4 protein-coding genes are annotated in these 2593 nt (G+C 66.2%); 1 reads left to right on the top strand and 3 read right to left on the bottom strand.

Annotated elements, in window-relative coordinates:
* The first annotated feature begins 61 nt into the window (after nt 1–61).
* Nucleotides 62–1348, top strand: a complete 1287-nt coding sequence (gene ilvA, locus VN856_RS21765; protein WP_325692828.1) for a threonine ammonia-lyase IlvA — start codon at nt 62–64, stop codon at nt 1346–1348.
* Nucleotides 1349–1369: 21 nt separating this feature from the next.
* Here ilvA and VN856_RS21760 read toward each other — a convergent pair whose 3' ends face one another.
* The 3 genes from VN856_RS21760 to VN856_RS21750 form a co-directional block, all read right to left on the bottom strand.
* Nucleotides 1370–1603 carry a ribosomal protein L7/L12 gene (locus VN856_RS21760; protein ID WP_325692825.1) on the bottom strand — a complete coding sequence of 78 codons (234 nt, stop codon included), beginning with the start codon at nt 1601–1603 and terminating at the stop codon, nt 1370–1372.
* Between the two features lie 27 nt (nt 1604–1630).
* Nucleotides 1631–2056, bottom strand: coding sequence for a hypothetical protein (locus VN856_RS21755; protein WP_325692822.1), 426 nt, complete (start codon nt 2054–2056; stop codon nt 1631–1633).
* 36 nt (nt 2057–2092) lie between these two features.
* The coding region (locus VN856_RS21750; protein ID WP_325692819.1) for a DUF3459 domain-containing protein at nt 2093–2593 on the bottom strand (501 nt) is incomplete at its 5' end.

Raw genomic sequence — 2593 nt, 5'->3', positions numbered from 1 at the left:
ATTCCGGTCTTTGTGCTCACCCCTGTGCACTGAATTTGCAGCTTGGTGGCACCATTGACCGGTGTCCGCCGAACTGAGTCAGAGCCCGAGCACGGGTAATGGGCCGCTGTCAGCGGCCGATGTCGACGGTGCGGCGGCGCGAATCGCCGGCGTGGTCACGCCCACACCTCTCCAGCTTTCCGACCGGTTGTCCGCGACCACCGGGGCGAACGTCTACCTCAAGCGCGAAGACCTGCAGACCGTGCGCTCCTACAAGCTGCGCGGTGCCTACAACCTGCTGGTCCAGCTGTCCGACCAGGAGGTCGCCGCCGGCGTGGTGTGCTCATCGGCGGGCAACCACGCCCAGGGCTTCGCCTACGCCTGCCGCACGCTCGGTATTCGCGGCCGCGTCTACGTGCCGGCCAAGACGCCGAAGCAGAAGCGCGACCGCATCCGCTACCACGGCGGGGAGTTCATCGAGCTGATTGTGGGCGGTACGACTTACGATCTGGCGGCCGAGGCCGCGCTCGCCGACGTCGAGCGCACCGGGGCGACGTTGGTTCCGCCGTACGACGACCCGCGCACCATGGCCGGCCAGGGCACGATCGCCGTCGAGATCCTGAGCCAGCTCGATGCCGAGCCTGACTTGGTGGTGGTTCCCGTCGGTGGTGGCGGGTGCATTGCCGGCATCACCACCTACCTCGCCGAGCGGACCAGCAAGACCTCCGTGCTCGGTATCGAGCCGGCCGGTGCCGCCGCGATGATGGCCGCGCTGGCCAACGGCGGTCCGGTGACCCTTGACCATGTCGACCAGTTCGTCGATGGCGCCGCGGTGAGCCGGGCCGGCCGGCTGACTTACGCCGCCCTGGCCGCCGCGGGCAACATGGTGTCGATCACCACCGTCGACGAGGGCGCGGTGTGCACGGCGATGCTCGACCTGTATCAAAACGAGGGGATCATCGCCGAGCCGGCGGGTGCGCTCGCGGTGACGGGCTTATTGGAAGCCGACATCGAGCCGGGTTCCACGGTGGTGTGCTTGGTGTCGGGCGGTAACAACGACGTGTCGCGGTACGGCGAAATACTCGAGCGGTCGCTGGTCCACCTCGGGCTCAAGCACTACTTTCTGGTCGATTTCCCGCAAGAGCCCGGCGCGCTGCGCCGCTTCCTCGACGGCGTGCTCGGTCCGAACGACGACATCACGCTGTTCGAGTACGTCAAGCGCAACAACCGGGAGACCGGTGAAGCGCTGGTGGGTATCGAGTTGGGCTCGGCCGCCGGCCTGGACGGCCTGTTGGAACGCATGCGGGGCACGGAGATGCAGATCGAGGCGATCGAACCGGGTTCGCCGGCCTACCGCTATCTGTTGTAGGCGCGTGAGGTTCAGCGCCGCTTACCGCATCGCTTCGACGGCCTGCTTCGCCTCGGCCAACCCGGCGCCGGTGATGCTGCGGTATTCCTTGATCGCGGCAATCATGTTGCCCGCGCGGGCGAGCGCGACGACTGCGGTCGGCATCCCGGAGGTACTCGCCTCCGCGAAGGGCACGTAGCCTTCGGGGAACAGCGCCTTGAGTTGCGTTTCGATGTAATCGAGACGGGCTCTGGCGCCGTAGTCGATTTCACTCATGCGCGAAAGCTACCTGATCGGCCTGCGCTAGCCCAACAGTGCGATCGATTCGTCGTTGGCGCGAAAGATCGGCTCCAGGGGGACGGCGAAGCGCGCGGCCATGTCGGTCAGCGACTTCGACCACAGCAGTTCGATGGTCGAGATCGGTCCGCGTCCGGGCCCCGACAACAGCAAGGCCGCGGTGGTACCCGGCTCCAGGTCGTCGAGCAGCGTCCGCAGCGATGACATCAGGTTCCACACAATCGGACCCCGGGGACGGGGGCGGATCGGTACCCGGCTGATCTTCAGGCCAAAGCAGCGGTCCGGCCCGATCAAGCCAAACCACAGTAGCCGTGTCCCAAAACTCAACGGCCCCATGAGCGCTCGCCACCGCTCTCGCAGATCTTCGATCGAGTTGACCGGATCGCACGCGGTATGGATGGGCGGGATCGGTAACAGCTCAGAATGGCTCATCCGCGCATCATCGGCGGTTGCGGACGGTGCCGGTAGTCAGTTATCCACAGCGCGCAGGATCACGAACGAGTGCGGAGCCAACGCGGTGCTCTCGTCGCCGACGTCGGCGGCGTCGGAGCACAGCACGAGTTCGCCGGCGAACGGGACACGCACCGACTCGGCGCCCAGATTGCAGGCCACTGCCAATCGACCGCGGCGCATGACGATCCATCGGGCGTCTTCGTCATAGTCGATCACGAGCCGCGGCAGCCACGGATCGGCCAGATCGGTTTCGTTGCGCCGCAGGGCAATCAAATCACGATATAGCTGGAGCAATTTTGCATGCTGCTCGGCGTCGGGCTCGGACCAGTCCAGCTTGGAGCGATGGAAGGTCTGCGGGTCCTGCGGATCGGGGATGTCGTCGGCGTCCCACCCGTGGTCGGCGAATTCCTTTTTGCGGCCCTCGGCGGTAGCGCGGGCCAGCTCGGGTTCCGGGTGGGAGCTGAAAAACTGGAACGGCGTCGACGCTCCCCACTCCTCGCCCATGAAAAGCATGGG

The sequence above is a fragment of the Mycobacterium sp. genome, from assembly GCF_035603715.1.
Taxonomy (GTDB): Bacteria; Actinomycetota; Actinomycetes; order Mycobacteriales; family Mycobacteriaceae; genus Mycobacterium.
The sequence above is the reverse complement of the archived record's forward strand: the minus strand, read 5'-3'. Positions and strand labels throughout refer to the sequence as shown.